This is a genomic window from Streptomyces sp. WM6378 (assembly GCF_001279695.1).
In the GTDB taxonomy this organism is placed as follows: domain Bacteria; phylum Actinomycetota; class Actinomycetes; order Streptomycetales; family Streptomycetaceae; genus Streptomyces.
On the sequence record NZ_LGDD01000317.1, the window covers coordinates 47,033 to 62,732 of the forward strand.

14 protein-coding genes are annotated in these 15,700 nt (G+C 71.7%); 7 read left to right on the forward strand and 7 right to left on the reverse strand.

The window, feature by feature from the left end; genetic code table 11:
• The first annotated feature begins 81 nt into the window (after nucleotides 1-81).
• Nucleotides 82-726 carry a uridine kinase gene (locus ADK54_RS32215; protein ID WP_053729312.1) on the forward strand — a complete coding sequence of 215 codons (645 nt, stop codon included), beginning with the start codon at nucleotides 82-84 and terminating at the stop codon, nucleotides 724-726.
• Between the two features lie 168 nt (nucleotides 727-894).
• On the opposite strand, the gene ADK54_RS32220 is transcribed toward ADK54_RS32215, so the two are convergent.
• A complete protein-coding gene (locus ADK54_RS32220) occupies nucleotides 895-1,815 on the reverse strand; it encodes a carbohydrate kinase family protein (protein WP_053729313.1) in 921 nt (306 codons plus the stop codon).
• Nucleotides 1,812-2,726, reverse strand: coding sequence for a pseudouridine-5'-phosphate glycosidase (locus ADK54_RS32225; protein WP_053729314.1), 915 nt, complete (start codon nucleotides 2,724-2,726; stop codon nucleotides 1,812-1,814). The genes ADK54_RS32220 and ADK54_RS32225 overlap by 4 nt, the downstream gene beginning before the upstream one ends.
• Before the next feature lie 246 nt (nucleotides 2,727-2,972).
• On the opposite strand from ADK54_RS32225, the gene ADK54_RS32230 reads away from it, so the two are divergent.
• Nucleotides 2,973-3,374: a cupin domain-containing protein gene (locus ADK54_RS32230; RefSeq protein WP_053729404.1), complete on the forward strand. Its 402-nt coding sequence runs from the start codon at nucleotides 2,973-2,975 to the stop codon at nucleotides 3,372-3,374.
• Here the strand turns inward: ADK54_RS32230 and ADK54_RS32235 are convergent.
• A complete protein-coding gene (locus ADK54_RS32235; protein ID WP_234392286.1) occupies nucleotides 3,364-4,671 on the reverse strand; it encodes an MFS transporter in 1,308 nt (435 codons plus the stop codon). The two genes, ADK54_RS32230 and ADK54_RS32235, sit on opposite strands and share 11 nt — an antisense overlap.
• A 61-nt stretch (nucleotides 4,672-4,732) precedes the next feature.
• Nucleotides 4,733-5,284, reverse strand: coding sequence for a methylated-DNA--[protein]-cysteine S-methyltransferase (locus ADK54_RS32240; RefSeq protein WP_053729316.1), 552 nt, complete (start codon nucleotides 5,282-5,284; stop codon nucleotides 4,733-4,735).
• 264 nt (nucleotides 5,285-5,548) lie between these two features.
• Between ADK54_RS32240 and ADK54_RS32245 the strand changes: the two genes are divergently transcribed.
• The 5 genes from ADK54_RS32245 (at nucleotide 5,549) to ADK54_RS32265 (ending at nucleotide 12,682) form a co-directional block, all read left to right on the forward strand.
• Complete coding sequence (locus ADK54_RS32245; protein ID WP_053729317.1) at nucleotides 5,549-6,424, forward strand: MHYT domain-containing protein; 876 nt, start codon at nucleotides 5,549-5,551, stop codon at nucleotides 6,422-6,424.
• A gap of 51 nt (nucleotides 6,425-6,475) precedes the next feature.
• Complete coding sequence (gene uvrB, locus ADK54_RS32250; RefSeq protein ID WP_053729318.1) at nucleotides 6,476-8,599, forward strand: excinuclease ABC subunit UvrB; 2,124 nt, start codon at nucleotides 6,476-6,478, stop codon at nucleotides 8,597-8,599.
• Between the two features lie 167 nt (nucleotides 8,600-8,766).
• On the forward strand, nucleotides 8,767-9,345 hold the full coding sequence (locus tag ADK54_RS32255) for a TerD family protein (RefSeq protein WP_053729319.1): 579 nt from the start codon (nucleotides 8,767-8,769) through the stop codon (nucleotides 9,343-9,345).
• 145 nt (nucleotides 9,346-9,490) lie between these two features.
• On the forward strand, nucleotides 9,491-11,410 hold the full coding sequence (locus ADK54_RS32260) for a TerD family protein (protein ID WP_053729320.1): 1,920 nt from the start codon (nucleotides 9,491-9,493) through the stop codon (nucleotides 11,408-11,410).
• 291 nt (nucleotides 11,411-11,701) lie between these two features.
• Nucleotides 11,702-12,682, forward strand: coding sequence for a TerC family protein (locus ADK54_RS32265; protein WP_053729321.1), 981 nt, complete (start codon nucleotides 11,702-11,704; stop codon nucleotides 12,680-12,682).
• A 19-nt stretch (nucleotides 12,683-12,701) separates the two neighbouring features.
• Here the strand turns inward: ADK54_RS32265 and ADK54_RS32270 are convergent, their stop codons facing one another.
• From ADK54_RS32270 to ADK54_RS32280, 3 genes are all read right to left on the reverse strand, one after another.
• A complete protein-coding gene (locus ADK54_RS32270; RefSeq protein ID WP_053729322.1) occupies nucleotides 12,702-13,988 on the reverse strand; it encodes an MFS transporter in 1,287 nt (428 codons plus the stop codon).
• Between the two features lie 234 nt (nucleotides 13,989-14,222).
• The gene (locus ADK54_RS32275) at nucleotides 14,223-14,879 is read right to left on the reverse strand and encodes an MBL fold metallo-hydrolase (RefSeq protein ID WP_053729323.1); all 657 of its coding nucleotides are present in this window, start codon (nucleotides 14,877-14,879) and stop codon (nucleotides 14,223-14,225) included.
• Nucleotides 14,880-14,900: 21 nt separating this feature from the next.
• Nucleotides 14,901-15,590 carry a maleylpyruvate isomerase family mycothiol-dependent enzyme gene (locus ADK54_RS32280; RefSeq protein ID WP_053729324.1) on the reverse strand — a complete coding sequence of 230 codons (690 nt, stop codon included), beginning with the start codon at nucleotides 15,588-15,590 and terminating at the stop codon, nucleotides 14,901-14,903.
• Nucleotides 15,591-15,700 lie beyond the last annotated feature (110 nt).

Here is a 15,700-nt window from a genome sequence, read left to right on the forward strand (position 1 = left end):
GGGCCGGCTACGCCTCCGGGCCCGCCCCCGTTCACGGACCCGCTCCGGCCGGGACGTTCGCGCTCCGCGCATGATGGGGGCGTGCGATTCGAAGCGATCACCTGGGAACGGCTGACCGACGCCCTCGCCGAACGGGCCATGGACCTGAAGGCCGCCGACGGCAGCCCCTGGCTGCGCATCGGCATCGACGGCGCCCCCGCGGCCCGCCCCGAAGAGCTGGGCCGACGCGTCGCGGAAACGCTCCGGCTGCGCGGCAGGTCCGTCCTCGCCGTCTCCACCGAGGGCTTCCTGCGGCCCGCCTCGCTGCGCTACGAATTCGGCCGCGAGGACCCGGACACGTACTACGACGGCTGGTTCGACACGGGCGCGTTGTGGCGCGAGGTGTTCGGGCCGCTGGAGCCGGGCGGCACCGGCCGCGTGCTGCCCGACCTGTGGGACCCGGCGACCGACCGGGCCACCCGGAGCCCCTACCAACTGCTCCCGGAGGGAGGCGTGTTGGTGCTATACGGCCCCCTGCTCCTGGGCCGCTGGTTCCCCTTCGACCTCACCGCGCACCTGCGTCTGTCGGCGCCGGCCCTGCGCCGCCGAACCGAAGAGAGCGCCCGCTGGACGCTCCCCGCGTTCGAGCGGTACGAGGCGGAGGTGGGGCCGGGCGAGGCGGCTGACGTCGTGGTGCGGGTCGACGATTTTCGGCATCCGGCGTGGGGAGTAGCGGACAGAGGATGACGGATGTCAACTGGCGAATGGTGTCCGGCGCTTGAGCCGCCTTGAGCCAGTCTGATCCCTTGGGCCCATGAGCCCAAGGGCCATGACAGATGACGGTCATCGGCTGACGGACTCTGATGTCTGACATCTGTCCGTCAATCGTCACCTGTCCGTCAATCGTCACCGCCTCTACTCCACCGAGGGTCGCCCTCCCACCACCCCCACTGCCAGCGCCCCCGCCCGGCACCCCGCCTCCGCGGCCTCCGCAGGGGACGCGCCCCTCAGGCGGGCGGCGAGGAAGGCGCCGGTGAAGGCGTCGCCCGCGCCCGTGGAGTCCAGGGCCGCCACCTCCGGCGCCGCCACCCTCGCGATGACCTTCCCGTCCGCGGCCACCAGTGCCCCGGCCGCGCCCAGCGTGACCGCGACCAAGGGGAACTGCCGGCTCAACTTGGCCGCCGCGTCCGCCGGCTCGGGCAGGCCGGTCACGAAGGCCGCCTCGTCCGCGTTGGGGAGCAGCACGTCCACCCCCTCGGTCATCGTCAGGAACCGTTCGACGCCGAGGTCCGCGATGAAGCCGGTGGAGGCCGGGTCCAGGCTCACGGTGACACCGGCCCGCCGGGCCGACTCCCCTGCCGCGATGGCTAGTTGGCGGCACTGGTCGGCGAACAGCAGGTAGCCCGATAGGTGGAGGTGGGCGACGCCGTCGAGCAGGGCGGGCGACCAGTCGGCGGGGCTCATGCGGTGGACGGCGCCGCTGTCGGTCAGGAAGGTGCGTTCCGCCGTCGCCGTGTCGACCAGCGCGATCACGGTCGCGGTGGGCGCGTCGGCATCCGGGATCAGCAGGGGACGTACGCCGGAGCGGCGCAGCCGGAGGTCGTGCCAGGCGGCCGCGTCCCGGCCGACCCGGGCGAGCAGGCGCACGTCCGGGCAGCCCGAATGGGCCGCCCAGCAGGCCGCGTTGGCGCCGGCCCCGCCCGGCACCGTACGGATGTCGGCCGCGGTGTCCGTGGCGGGTGCGAGCGGGCCGCGGTGGCGGGCGACCACGTCGGTGACCACGTCCCCGACGACGAGGAGCCCGCCGCCCGCGCGGTCGCCCCCGGCACCGCTCACAGCGCCGCCGCGATGTCCGCCGCCAGCCGGACGTTTCCGCGGACCGCCGCCACGTTGGCCTCCAGGGACGCGCCGCCCGTGTGCTGGACCACGTAGTCCAGGAGGAAGGGCGTGACCGCCTGGCCCGTGATGCCCGCGGCGCGACAGGCGGCGAGGCCCGAGGAGAGCACCTCGTCGTGCAGGCTGGGGTCGAGCTGCTCGGCCTCGGGCACCGGATTCGCCACGATCACCGCCGAGTCGAGCGCGAGCGAGCGATGGGCCCGCAGCACGTCCGCGGCCTCCTGCGGTGTCCGTACCGTCCAGTCGACCGGCTCGCCGGAACTGGACAGGTAGAACCCGGGGAAGTGGTCCGTGCCGTAGCCGACCACCGAGATCCCCAGCGTCTCCAGGCGCTGGAGCGTGGCCGGTACGTCGAGGATCGACTTCACGCCCGCGCACACCACCGCGATCGGCGTCCCGGCGAGGAGCCGCAGGTCCGCCGACTCGTCCTGTGTCTCGGTCCACTCGCGGTGTACGCCGCCGAGCCCGCCGGTCGCGAAGACGCGCAGGCCCGCTCGCGCGGCCAGGAACGCGGTGCCCGACACGGTCGTTGCCCCGCTCGCCCCGGTCGCCAGGGCCATCGGCAGATCGCGGTGCCCGAGCTTGCGCAGCTCCTCGTTGGCGACCCGCTCCAACTGCGCCTCGTCGAGGCCCACCCGGGGCTGCCCGTCGAGTACGGCGATCGTCGCGGGAACGGCGCCCCGGGCCCGTACCAGCTGCTCCAGTTCGGTGGCGACCCGCAGATTGCGCGGCCGGGGGAGGCCGTGGGAGATGATCGTCGACTCCAGGGCGACGACCGGCCGCCCCTCGTCAAGAGCCGTCCGTACTTCTTCCGACACCTTGGTCTGATCAGGTACGTCGTCAAAGGGCATGTCCCATCCCTGGCACGCCCGGAAGCCGGGTAAACGTTCTGCCGGACGGACCGGCCCAGGCGGTGCGGGCAGCCGGGACGTGCGCCGCGACGGCTCAACTCCGCTTCGGTGCGGCCGGTTTGACCGGCGGAGTACGAGGTGAGGGGACGCGCTGGACAGACTGTCGCGGGAGGGCGCCCAGACCTGGCCGGACTGTCGGTCAAAAGCCGCTGCCCGGCGCGGCTAGATTGACCGGCCATGAGCACCATGGATCAAGCCTCCGCCACCCCCACCGGCCCCGCCCCGCTCGACCCGGGCCCCCTCGCGCCCGCCTCCTTCGCCGTGCGCGTCCTTGACGCCGAACTGGAGCCGGAGCCGCTCGATCCGGAACAGATCGTGTCCGGCGCCCCCGAGGTGACCGGGAAGGTGCTGTGGGAGTCGGCGGACGGGAAGCAGATCCGGGGCATCTGGCAGATCACGCCGGGCGTGGTGACCGACATCGAGGCCGATGAGCTGTTCGTCGTGGTCAGCGGGCGCGCCACCGTCGAGGTGGCGGGCGGCGACACGCTGGAGATCGGTCCTGGCGACGCCTGTGTGCTGCGCGAGGGCGACCGCACCACCTGGACCGTCCACGAGACGCTGCGCAAGGCCTACCACATCAGCTCGTAGGCGCGGCCGGGCCCGCCTTCTCCGTCCTGTGCCGGCGGGACGTGAACAGGGCGAGGCCTGCCATCGGCAGCAGCAGCGAGGCGCCCGCCGCGTTCAGCCAGCCGTAGCCCGCGCGGGCCACGATCAGGCCGGCCGTGAGGCCGCCGAGGCCCGCCGCCACGTTCATCGTCAGGTCGCACAGGCCCTGCACGGCGGCGCGGGCGGGGCCCGGCACCGAGTCGGTCAGCAGGGCCGAACCGGACACGAGCCCCGCCGACCAGCCGAGGCCGAGCAGGAAGAGCCCGGCCATGGTCTGCCCGTGGCTCGCGCCCGCCGTGCCCGCCAGCAGGGCGGCGCAGCACAGCAGTCCGGCCGCCAAGCCGATCACGGAGAGCCGCCCGAGCCGGTCCGCGAGCCAGCCCATCACCGGTGAGAACGCGTACATCCCCGCGATGTGGATGCTGATGACCAGGCCGATCAGCTCGATGTCCGCGCCGTGACGGGTGAGCGCGACCGGCGTCATCGACATGATCGACACCATGGCGGTGTGCGACACGGCGACGGTGACGAGCGCCAGGCGGGCCCGCGGGGACTCCCTGACCGCCCTGACCCCGGCCCGCAGCGAGCGGGCCGCTGCGGACTGCGCCGCGCCGCCGTCCAGCGCGCGGGCGGTCAGCAGCGGATCCGGCCGGAGCAGTACGCCGACCAGCACGGCGGACAGCAGGAACACCCCGGCCGCCCACACGAACGGGCCCGCGGCCGCCGGTATGCCGAAGCGGGTCACGCTGTGGCCGGCGGGCGCGGCTATGTTCGGCCCCAGCACGGCGCCGATCGTCGTCGCCCAGACCACGGTGGAGATGGCCCGGGCCCGCCGTTCCGGCTCGGCGAGGTCGGCGGCGGCGTACCGGGCCTGGAGGTTGCCCAGCGAGCCGGCGCCGAAGACGGCCATGCCGAACAGCAGCAGCGGGAAGCTGGCGAGCACGGCGCCGGTGACCACGACCGCGGCGCCGACCACCCCGAGGAGATAGGCGAGCACCAGGCCGGGGCGGCGGCCGCGCCGGGTCATCAGCGCGGCCAGCGGCATCGCGAGGAGCGCGGGCCCGGCCACCATCGACGCGGAGGCGAGCCCCGACAGGGCCTGGCTGCCGCTGACCTCGGCGGCAAGCACCGCGGCCAGCGCGATCCCCGTGGCGTTCGCGAGCCCGCCGAGTATCTGGCTCGCGATCAGCACGGCGGTGATGCGGCGCCGCAGCGCGGGCAGGGCCGCCGGATCGGGCACCGCACGGCCGGTGTCAAAAGCGTCGGGGAGCGTAGTCACCGGCGCAGTGTGCCAGCCCTTGTCCGCGTGCGAAATGGGCGGGTCAGGACAACGGCGCTGCTCAGAACAGCGGCTGGGGCAGCACCCCTTCGAGCGCGAGCAGCTGCCGCTTGGTCTCCAGGCCGCCGCCGAATCCGCCGAGGCCGCCGTCGCTCTCCACCACGCGATGGCACGGCACCACCACCGGCAGCGGGTTCGACCCCATGGCCGCGCCCACCGCCTGGGCCGCCCCGGGCTGGCCGACCCGGCGGGCCAGATCGCCGTAGCCCACCACCGTCCCGTACGGCACTCCAGCCGCCAGCTCGCGCAGCACCTGCCGGTTGAACCCGGACGACAGCGACCAGTCGAGCGGCAGCGTGAACTCCCGCAGCCCGCCCGCGAAATAGGCCTTGATCTGGCGTATGGGCTCCTCCAGGGGGCCCGCCCGGCCGGGCACCGCCGGGGCCGGCTCGGTGGCGAACCGGGTGGCGAGCGCCCGCACGGCCCGGTCGCGGACCGCTTCATCGGCGTGGAACACCACGTTCACCAGACCCTGCCCGGTCGCGGCCAGGAGCAGCGGGCCGATGTCGCTCTCGACGACGGCCCACTCGACGAACTGCGCATTGCTGTCCATGGCGACCACCGTACGACCGCCCACTGACAACGCGGCCCGCCCGCCGGGCCCGCCGGGCGGGGAAACCGGCCCCGCCAGGGCAGTGAAACGGCGGCACCAAAGCGTACGAATCAACCCACAAGGGATCGCCCGGCTTGCCGGGAGTCGATAAATTGCCCGGAAAATGTTTGCCTGTCGCGCAGCGAGCCCTAATGTCGCCCCGAACCAGGGCCGCAATCAGGAGTAGGGCCTCTTCAGTCGGTACGGGGTGAAGGGCACAGGGGTATGCACGGGACGGTCGACGGATTCAACTACGGCCTGGTGACGCCGGTGGCGGCGTTCATCATGGCCTGCCTCGGTGGAGCGCTGGGCCTGCGCTGCACCGCCCGGTCCGTGCGGACCGAGCGCTCCTTCAAGGCCGCCTGGCTGGCCCTCGGTGCCACCTCCATAGGCTCGGGCATCTGGACCATGCACTTCATCGCGATGATGGGCTTCGCGGTCCACGAGGTGCCGCTCGGCTACGACCGGGGCGTCACCTTCGCCAGCCTCGCCGTCGCGATCGTGATGGTGGGCGTCGGCATCTTCATCGTCGGCTACCGGGGCGCCACCCCCATGGCGCTGGTCACCGGGGGCACCATCACGGGTCTCGGCGTGGCCACCATGCACTACCTGGGCATGGCCGGGATCAGGATGAACGGGGAGTTCGAGTACAACACCGTCGTCGTCAGCGTCTCCGTGGTGATCGCCGTGGTGGCCGCCACCTCGGCGCTGTGGGCCGCGGTCTCCGTGCACGGCTTCCTGGGCAGCCTGGGCGCCAGCCTCGTCATGGGCGTCGCGGTCAGCGGCATGCACTACACGGGCATGGCCGCGCTCAGCGTCCGGCTGCACGGCAGCGCCGCCACTGCCGCCACCACCGCGGCCGGCGGGGAGTCGCCCGCCTCCCTGCTCGGGCCCATGCTGATCGGGCCCGTCGCCTTCCTGATCCTGGCGGGGGTGGTCGTGATGTTCGACCCGCTGGTGGTCATGGGCAAGCCGGACTGGGAGAAGCGTCCGCCGCGCGCGATCCCCGCGCCCCGGCACCGCCCGTCCTTCCCGGAACGCACCAGCTGGGCGGCGTCCGAGCCGCCGCGCGAGGGGTCCGCATCGCCGCACGACTGGTGACCGGAGCGCGATCGGACCCCGGTTGTCAGTGGCGGGTCGTACGGTGGTTGCATGCGGCCCGTTTCCAAGATCGAACGTACGGTGGCGCCCTTCGAGGTCGTCAGTCCCTACCAGCCCAGCGGTGACCAGCCGGCGGCCATCGCCGAGCTGGAGAAGCGCATCCGTGCAGGTGAGAAGGATGTCGTCCTCCTCGGCGCGACCGGCACCGGAAAGTCGGCGACGACTGCCTGGATGATCGAGAAGCTCCAGCGCCCCACGCTCGTCATGGCGCCGAACAAGACCCTGGCCGCCCAGCTGGCCAACGAGTTCCGCGAGCTGCTGCCCAACAACGCCGTCGAGTACTTCGTGTCGTACTACGACTACTACCAGCCCGAGGCGTACGTCCCGCAGTCGGACACCTACATCGAGAAGGACTCCTCGATCAACGAGGAGGTCGAGCGGCTGCGCCACTCGGCGACCAACTCGCTGCTCACCCGCCGTGACGTGATCGTGGTCGCGTCCGTGTCCTGCATCTACGGTCTGGGCACGCCGCAGGAGTACGTCGACCGGATGGTGCCGCTCAAGGTCGGCGACGAGATCGACCGTGACCAGCTGCTGCGCCGCTTCGTCGACATCCAGTACACCCGCAACGACGTGGCGTTCGCCCGGGGCACCTTCCGGGTGCGCGGCGACACCATCGAGATCTTCCCGGTCTACGAGGAACTGGCCGTCCGCATCGAGATGTTCGGGGACGAGATCGAGGCGCTCTCGACCCTCCACCCGATCACCGGCGAGATCATCAGCGAGGACCAGTCGCTCTACGTCTTCCCCGCCAGCCACTACGTGGCGGGCCCGGAGCGCATGGAGAAGGCCGTCAACGGCATCGAGAAGGAGCTGGAGCAGCGCCTGGCGGAGCTGGAGAAGCAGGGCAAGCTCCTAGAGGCCCAGCGGCTGCGCATGCGCACCACGTACGACCTGGAGATGCTCCGCCAGATCGGCAGCTGCTCGGGCGTGGAGAACTACTCGATGCACTTCGACGGCCGCGAGCCCGGCACCGCGCCCAACACCCTGATCGACTACTTCCCCGAGGACTTCCTGCTGGTCCTCGACGAGTCTCATGTGACCGTGCCGCAGATCGGCGCGATGTACGAGGGCGACGCCTCCCGCAAGAGGACGCTCGTCGACCACGGCTTCCGGCTGCCCTCCGCGCTGGACAACCGGCCGCTGAAGTGGGAGGAGTTCCTCGGCCGCATCGGCCAGACCGTCTACCTGTCGGCCACTCCCGGCAAGTACGAACTCTCCCGCGGCGACGGCTTCGTGGAGCAGATCATCCGCCCGACCGGCCTGGTCGACCCGGAGGTCGTGGTCAAGCCGACCGAGGGCCAGATCGACGACCTGGTGCACGAGATCCGGCAGCGCACCGAGAAGGACGAGCGCGTCCTGGTCACCACGCTGACCAAGAAGATGGCCGAGGACCTCACCGACTACTTCCTCGAACTGGGCATCCAGGTGCGGTACTTGCACAGTGACGTCGACACGCTGCGCCGGATCGAGCTCCTGCGCGAACTGCGGGCCGGCGAGTACGACGTGCTGGTCGGCATCAACCTGCTGCGCGAGGGCCTCGACCTGCCCGAGGTCTCCCTGGTGGCGATCCTCGACGCCGACAAGGAGGGCTTCCTGCGGTCGGGCACCTCCCTGATCCAGACCATCGGCCGTGCGGCGCGAAACGTCTCCGGCCAGGTCCACATGTACGCCGACCGCGTCACCCCGGCGATGGAGAAGGCCATCGAGGAGACCAACCGGCGCCGCGAGAAGCAGATCGCGTACAACAAGGAGAAGGGGATCGACCCGCAGCCGCTGCGGAAGAAGATCAACGACATCGTCGCGACCATCGCGCGCGAGGAGATCGACACCGAGGAACTGCTCGGCAGCGGATACCGCAAGGGCAAGGACGGCAAGGCGGCCAAGGCGCCGGTGCCCTCGCTCGGCGGCAAGGCGGCGAAGGCCGGCAAGGGCGCCAAGAAGGAGCTCACCGACCGGCCCGCGGCCGAACTGGCCGGAATCATCGAGGAGATGACCGACCGGATGCGGGCGGCGGCTGCGGACCTGCAGTTCGAGGTGGCGGCCCGGCTGCGCGACGAGGTCGGCGAGCTGAAGAAGGAGCTCCGCCAGATGAAGGAGGCGGGCCTCGCCTGACCGGCCGGCCGCGGGGGCCGATTCCGTGCGTGGGCGGTGTGTTGCAACACCGCCACAAAAAGCCCCCGCGTGGTGGCGCGGCCCCCGCCACTGCGTAGGGTCGGGCGCGAGAACGTACAACAACGCAAAGCATGTCAAGAACGACACATGGGGAGAGGGGACAGCGCGTGACGGTCAATCTGTCCAAGGGTCAGGCCATCAGCCTGGAGAAGCAGGGTGGCGGCACCCTGACCGCGGTGCGGATGGGGCTCGGCTGGCAGGCGGCACCGCGCCGGGGCCTGTTCGGCAAGCGGACGCAGGAGATCGACCTGGACGCGTCGGCGGTGCTCTTCGCCGACAAGCAGCCCGTCGACGTGGTCTTCTTCCGCCACCTCGTCAGCGACGACGGCTCGGTCCGGCACACCGGTGACAACCTCGTGGGCGGCGCGGGCCAGGGCGGTGACGACGAGTCGATCCTGGTCGACCTCTCGCGCGTGCCGGTCCACATCGACCAGATCGTCTTCACGGTGAACTCGTTCACCGGCCAGACCTTCCAGGAGGTGCAGAACGCGTTCTGCCGCCTGGTCGACGAGACCAACGGCCAGGAGCTGGCCCGCTACACGCTGGACGGCGGCGGCCAGTACACCGCGCAGATCATGGCCAAGGTGCACCGCGCGGGCGCCGGCTGGCAGATGACCGCCATCGGCAACGCGGCCAACGGCCGCACCTTCCAGGACCTGATGCCGGCGATCCTGCCGCAGCTCTGACCGCGCCGCGGTACAGAACACCGCAGTACTGAACAACGCAGTACCGAACACCGCAGCTCCCGGAGGCACGAGGCCGCCGGGAGCTGCACCGCAACCGCATACGCAGCCCACGCACCACCATCAACTCGACGAGGGGACAGAGTCGATGACGGCCGAGCTGGTACGGGGACAGAACCATCCCCTGCCCCAGACCCGACTGGAGATCCGGGTGTCGGCCGGCACCCCGGTCGTGGCCGGCGCCACGCTCGGCGACGAGCAGGGCAGGGTGCGCGGGGCGGAGCGGGTCGCCCACCCCGGCGCGCCGAGCCTGCCCGGCCTGGAAGTCTCCCGGCAGGCCGCGGCCGACCATCGCCTGGCCGTGGACCTGGAGGCGCTGGGCGAGGGCGTGCACCGGGTGAACGTGCTCCTCGCGCTGCCGCTCGGGACGCCGGGGCCCAGCCGGTTCGCGGCGGTCGCCGCCCCCTTCGTCGCCGTCACCGGCCTCGACGGCACCGAGATCGCCAGCTACACCATCACCGGGCTCGGCGCCGAGTCCGCGGTCGTGGCCCTGGAGCTCTACCGCCGCCAGGGCGCCTGGAAGATCCGCGCCATCGGCCAGGGGTACGCGGGCGGCCTCGCCGACATGCTGGCCGACCAGGGTCTGGCCGAGGCGGGGCAGCTGGCCGCCGCCATCCAGGACGCGATCGCGCTCGGCGTCTCCCGTTCGGTGGCCGCGCCCCCAGCCCGTACGAGCGACGACGCCCGGGTGCGCGCCGCCGGGCCGGGAGCGTCCGGCGGGGCCGCACCGGCCGATGCCGAGGCGCCCGTCACCCCGCCCCAGCAGGCGGTCGGCGACGGCGGCCCCATCAACTACGCGCACCCCCGGCGCCAGACCAGCACGCCCCCGCCGCCGGCTCCGGTCGCACCGCCCGCCGCCCCCGGTGAGCCCACGCAGCCCGTCGCGGGCGATGCCAGCGGCTGGTCCATGGACGAGCGGCTCTACAACCAGGTGTGGGGCATGTTCGAGGACCTGGCCCGCGCCGTCGCCGCCTACCGCAGCGCCGTCGACTTCGCGGATTCGCGCATGGAGCAGGAGCTCGACCGCGCCCTCTCCGACCCGCGCGGCCGCATGGGCTCCGCCGGCGACCAGGCGCGCGAGCAGGCCCGCGCCAAGCGGGAGGAACTGGTCGACAGGGCCAGGGCGGCCCTCGACCGCGACCTCGCCCAGCTGATCGCCGAGTCCGAGGTCGTCGAGCCCGCCCTGCCGCCCGCGTACGCCCGCTGGGACAATCCGGTGTGGCACGCCTACCGGGTCCCGATGGAGCTCCCCATGGCCGTGCGCATCGGTGATCTGCAGCTGCCCGAGCAGCCGGAGCTGCGCATTCCGATGCTGGTCCGGCTGCCCCTGGAGCGCGGCCTGTGGATCGACGCGGGCCGCGGCGGCTCCGAGGCGGCCGCGTTCATGGACTCCGGCCAGGTCAAGGGCCTGGCGGTGGACACCGCGGTGGCGGTCGCGGCCCGGCTGCTCGCGGTCTACCCGGCCCATGAGTTCGCCGTCCACGTCATCGACCCGGCGGGCTCGGCCGCGGCCCGGCTCGCCCCGCTCACCCGGGCCGGAGTGCTCGCCGCGCCCCCGGCGGCGGGCGCGGCCGGGGTGGCCGAGGTGCTGGCCCGGCTCACCGAGCGCGTGGACCTCGTACAGATGGCGGTACGGGCAGGGGCGGGCGCCGACGCGCTGCCGCCCGGCATGGACACCGCCGAGCAGCTCCTGATCGTCAACGACTTCCCGCACGGCTTCGACGACCGCGCCCTGAACCAGCTGCGCTACCTCGCCGACGAGGGGCCCTCGGTCGGCGTGCACCTCCTGATGGTCGCCGACCGCGAGGAGGCCAGCGAGTACGGACCGGTCCTCCAGCCGCTGTGGCGCTCGCTCCTTCGGCTGACCCCGGTGCCCGACGACCACCTGGCCGACCCCTGGGTGGGCCACGCCTGGACGTACGAGCCGCCGCTCGCGCCGCCCGGCAGTCGCGTCCTGGAGCAGGTCCTCGGCCAGGTCGGCGAGGCCCGCGCCGCCTGGCCCCGTTAGCGTCCCCCGCCCGATCGGAAACGGTCCGGGCGGCTCCGCCATAGGGACCAGACCAAACACCACCGACCTGGTCTTTTGGTCGATCTTTACCAATCTCTTTACCTTCTCTTGGCTATTCGGGTAGGCTGCCTCCAGCGGAGGGGAGTACTCCCGACTGCGGCGTTCCCGTCAATACGGATCCACGGGACGGGTCCCGGGGCGTCGGCCCGCGGCGCGAGGGAAGGCGCCCGGGTGGAAGAGACCTCCGGCAGCGACGACGCTGATCAGTAGCCGTACGACGCCGGAGGCGCAGTGGACGTTTCAATGACCCTGTGGGTGCTGACCATTCTTGGTCTGTGTGCCCTGATCGCGGCCGACTTCTTCATCGGGCGCAAGCCCCATGACGTGTCGGTCAAGGAAGCCGGCATCTGGACCGTGGTCTGGATCGTGCTGGCCGCGCTCTTCGGCCTCGGCCTGCTGTTCTTCGGCAACAGCCAGGCGTCGGGCGAGTTCTTCGCGGGCTTCATCACCGAGAAGTCGCTCTCCGTCGACAACCTCTTCGTCTTCATCCTGATCATGGCGAAGTTCTCGGTGCCCTCGCACCTCCAGCAACGGGTGCTGCTGTTCGGCGTGTTGATCGCCCTCGTACTGCGCGCGATCTTCATCGCGGCCGGCGCAGCGGTGATCGCCAACTTCTCCTGGGTCTTCTACATCTTCGGCGCGTTCCTGATCTACACCGCCTGGAAGCTCATCCAGGAGGCGCGCTCCGGCGAGGAGGAAGAGGAATTCGAGGAGAACCGCCTCCTGAAGTCCGTCGAGAAGAAGTTCGGCGTCGCCGACAAGTACCACGGCACCAAGCTGTTCGTGGAGAAGAACGGCAAGAAGATCCTGACGCCGCTCATGGTCGTCATGCTCGCCATCGGCACCACCGACGTGCTCTTCGCGATGGACTCGATCCCCGCGATCTTCGGCCTCACCCAGGACCCGTACATCGTGTTCACCGCCAACGCCTTCGCGCTGATGGGTCTGCGCCAGCTGTACTTCCTGATCGGCGGACTGCTCAAGAAGCTGGTCCACCTCAGCTACGGCCTGTCGGTGATCCTCGGCTTCATCGGCGTGAAGCTGGTGCTGCACGCCCTGCACGAGAACGGGGTGAACGTTCCCGAGATCTCCATCCCGGTCTCGCTCGGCGTGATCTGCGGCGTGCTGGTCATCACCACGATCACCAGCCTCATCGCCGCCAAGAAGCAGACGGCGGCCGAGGAGCCCCAGAAGGACAGCATCGGCGCCTGACCAGCGCGGAGGAGGCCCCTTACACCGGGGCCGCCTCCGGCTCCGCCCCGGGACCCGGCTGCGCCACCGGCGCGGGCCGGGTCTCGGGGAGCAGCACGAAACAGCCCAGGCTCAGCAGCCCGATCCCGGTCAGATACGCGGCGACCCCCCAGGGCGGTCCGTCGCTACGGGCCAGCGCCGTCGCCACGATCGGGGTCAGCGCGCCGCCGAACACCCCGCCCAGGTTGTAGCCGACCGCGGCGCCCGTGCAGCGCACCCTCGGCTCGTACAGCTCCGACAGATACGCCGCGATCACCGCGAACATCGAGATGAACGCCAGCATCGTGCCGAGGAACCCGGCGAACATCCACAGCGGCTCGGCGGTCGAGAGCAGCGCCACCATCGGGAACATCCACACCACCGTCGCCGCACAGCCCACCAGGCACAGCGGCCGCCGTCCATAGCGGTCGCCGAGCAGCGCCGCGAACGGCGTCAGCGCACCCATGATCGCGACGACCGCCATGATGACGACGAGCATCACCGTGCGGTGGACCCCGAGCCGTTCCGTGGCGTACGCGAGCGACCAGGTGGACACCGTGTAGAAGACGGCGTACCCGATCGAGAGGGCGCCCGCGGTCAGGAGCACCAACCGCCAATGGCCGCGCGCCACTTCGAGCAGCGGCAGCCTGGCCGGCTCGCCCATCTCGCGGAACTGCGGCGTCTCGGCGAGCGAGGTCCGCAGCAGCAGCCCGCCAAGGGCGAGCAGCCCGGCGCCCCAGAACGGCACCCGCCACCCCCAGTCGCGGAACTGGGCGTCGCTCAGCCCGGCGGACAGGGCGAGGACGATCCCGTTGGCCAGCAGGAACCCGATGGAGGGCCCGATCTGCGGAAAGCTCGTCCACAGCCCGCGCCGGTGGGCAGGCGCGTGCTCGGCGGTGAGCAGCACCGCGCCGCCCCATTCGCCGCCGAGCCCGAGCCCCTGGAGGAAACGCAGCGCCAGGAGCAGCGAGGGCGCCGCGATGCCGATCGAGGCGTACGAGGGCACACAGCCGACGGCCACCGTCGCGAGCCCGGTCAGTGTGAGCGAGGCGAACATGACGGGGCGGCGTCCGTAGCGGTCGCCGATGTGCCCGAAGAGGACCGAGCCCAGGGGGCGGGCCAGGAAGCCGATACCAAAGGTGCCGAAGGCGGCCAGAGTTCCCGCGAGCGCGGAAAATGTCGGGAAGAACAGCGGGCCGAGGACCAGGGCGGCCGCCGTCCCGTACACGAAGAAGTCGTAGAACTCGATGGCGGTGCCCGCGAGCGAGGCGGCCGCGAGACGGATCATCGAGGGGGGAGCGGGAGGGACTGGGGCAGTTGTGGTGCTCATGTCGCGCCAACTACCCGCGGTGATCATCCGTTACGGGGGCGCGCGGAAGCTCACCGGACGGCGGGCGGGCGCACGCGTGGACCGTCGATTGTCAGTGCCGGGTGCCACGATCGAGGCATGGACTTCCACGGCGCACCGAACGGACCGGTTCTCTCGACGGGACCGGCGGCCCAGTGGGCCGCCGGGCGGCGGCTACCAGCCCCGTGCGTGCCACTCCGGCAGGTGCGGGCGCTCGTCGCCCAGGGTGGTGTCGTTGCCGTGGCCGGGATAGACCCAGGTCTCGTCCGGCAGGGTGTCGAAGAGCTTGGTCTCGACGTCGCGGATGAGGCTGGCGAACGCCTCGGGGTCCTTCCAGGTGTTGCCCACGCCGCCCGGGAACAGGCAGTCGCCGGTGAACACGTGGGGGTGGCCGTGCGGGTCGTCGTAGACCAGGGCGATCGAGCCCGGGGTGTGCCCGACGAGGTGGCGCGCGGTGAGCTCGACGCGGCCGACCTTGATCGTGTCTCCGTCCTCGACGGGGACGTCGGTCGGGACCGGGATGCCCTCGGCGTCGTAGCGGCCCGCGTAGGTGCGGGCGCCCGTCGCGGCGACGACCTCGGCGAGCGCCTGCCAGTGGTCGCCGTGCCGGTGGGTGGTGACGACGGACGCGATGCCGTCGTCACCGATCAGCGTGAGCAGCGTCGCGGGGTCGGCCGCCGCGTCGATGAGCAGCTGCTCGCCGGTGGTCCGGCAGCGCAGCAGATACGCGTTGTTGCTCATCGGCCCGACCTCGACCTTGGAGATCATCAGGTCCGTCAGCTCGTGCACATCGGCCGGACCGCCGGCCTTCACCGCTCCGCTGTACGTCATGGGCTCAGCCTATCGCCGGGATCACAGCGGGGGCAGGGCGGGCAGTGCGCCGCCGGTCGTCTTCAGGGCGGCGCCGTCGCGCCGGCCCGCGAGCCAGCCGACGAGGTCCGCGGCGGGGCCGCTCACGCCGAGGGGCTCGCCTTCGGCGCCGCCGCCGGTGGTCCAGGTCCGGCCGGCGTCGTCGCTGAGGCCGATCGAGGGGAGGCCCTTGTGGCCGGCGAAGCGCTCGGTGAGGAAGTCGATCTCGCGGCGGACGAAGTCGTCGGAGAGATCCTCCAGCTCATAGCCGATCCCGAGGTCCACGTGGTGCAGCTCGACCTCGACGAGGCGGCGGAAGGGCACGCGGGCGGCGGCGTCGGTGACGCCGTTGCGCAGTTCGACCGTGCGCGACCAGTCGGCGGGCAGCTCGCCCTGCGCCTGGAAGCCGGCCGCGCTCTCGCGCACGTCCGTGAGCTGGGCGTCCAGCGGGCGGGGCGCGTCGCGGTCGATGTCCGCGTCCCGGGCCTCGGCGCTCGGATACATGGGCCGCCCGGCCAGCACGTTGACGAGCGCATCCGCGTTCCGTGCGATATGGGCCAGTACGTGGCCGCGGCTCCAGCCGGGCAGCCGTGACGGCTCGGCGACGGAGGCGTTGTCCAGTGCGGAGGCTGCGGTGAGCAGCCGCTCGGTGGCTTCGCGTACAGAGACCAGGTCGCGCGCGTGATCAATCATGGCGCCGACGATAGCCCCGCCACTCGTCCGGGTGAAGGTGGCTGGACGAGTCCGTAAATCGAATGCGCGTGCTATACGCTCGTAGTCGGTTCCCTTCTCCGGATGCGGTT

Bases quoted from the DNA above. Each gene is read 5' to 3' on its own strand.
- ADK54_RS32225 (WP_053729314.1), bottom strand. From the start codon at position 2,726: ATGCCCTTTGACGACGTACCTGATCAGACCAAGGTGTCGGAAGAAGTA.
- ADK54_RS32230 (WP_053729404.1), top strand. From the start codon at position 2,973: ATGGATCAAGCCTCCGCCACCCCCACCGGCCCCGCCCCGCTCGACCCG.
- ADK54_RS32240 (WP_053729316.1), bottom strand. From the start codon at position 5,284: ATGGACAGCAATGCGCAGTTCGTCGAGTGGGCCGTCGTCGAGAGCGAC.
- ADK54_RS32245 (WP_053729317.1), top strand. From the start codon at position 5,549: ATGCACGGGACGGTCGACGGATTCAACTACGGCCTGGTGACGCCGGTG.
- uvrB (WP_053729318.1), top strand. From the start codon at position 6,476: ATGCGGCCCGTTTCCAAGATCGAACGTACGGTGGCGCCCTTCGAGGTC.
- ADK54_RS32260 (WP_053729320.1), top strand. From the start codon at position 9,491: ATGACGGCCGAGCTGGTACGGGGACAGAACCATCCCCTGCCCCAGACC.
- ADK54_RS32270 (WP_053729322.1), bottom strand. From the start codon at position 13,988: ATGATCCGTCTCGCGGCCGCCTCGCTCGCGGGCACCGCCATCGAGTTC.
- ADK54_RS32275 (WP_053729323.1), bottom strand. From the start codon at position 14,879: ATGACGTACAGCGGAGCGGTGAAGGCCGGCGGTCCGGCCGATGTGCAC.
- ADK54_RS32280 (WP_053729324.1), bottom strand. From the start codon at position 15,590: ATGATTGATCACGCGCGCGACCTGGTCTCTGTACGCGAAGCCACCGAG.